The organism is Rhodococcus sp. P3_B8, assembly GCF_056402775.1.
This window is the reverse complement of sequence record NZ_JBFUGT010000707.1, coordinates 1-513: the sequence shown is the minus strand read 5'-3', so window position 1 is coordinate 513 and position 513 is coordinate 1. Positions and strand designations below refer to the sequence as shown.

Sequence of the window (513 nt, the reverse complement as noted above, 5' to 3'; positions counted from 1 at the left end):
GTCACCATCCGCATCACCACCTTCCGCCACGCCGCAAGGACGGTGCTCTGGCCTGTCCTGCTGGAGCTGCTTCCGGAGTATCCTGACATCGCCGTCGAGATCGCCGTCGACGAAGGGCTGACCGACATCGTCGCTGGCCGGTTCGATGCCGGCATCCGTGTCGGCGAGCAGGTCGAGAAGGACATGGTAGCGGTTCGGGTCAGCCCGGATGTGCGCATGGCGGTCGTCGGCTCCCCATCCTACTTTGCCGGCCGGACGATGCCGCAAACGCCGCGTGAGCTGAACGATCATAAATGCGTAAGCTACCGGCAGAGTACGGGCGGCGGGCTCTATGCCTGGGAGTTCGAACGCGACGGCGTCGAGCTCGACGTCCGGGTCAACGGTCCGTTGGTCATCAACGACAATGAGATGCTGGTAAACGCCGCGCTTGGCGGACTGGGACTGGTCTATACGTTCGAAAGCCAGGTTGCCCAGCATGTTGCCGATGGCCGTCTGATCCGCGTGCTGGAGGAC

The 513-nt window shown here is 63.5% G+C and carries 1 protein-coding gene; it reads left to right on the top strand.

Features of this window, described 5'->3' with window-relative positions; all coding sequences use genetic code 11:
* A partial coding sequence (locus AC1D1G_RS45895; RefSeq protein WP_477957024.1) for a LysR substrate-binding domain-containing protein occupies positions 1 to 513 on the top strand: 513 nt, incomplete at both ends.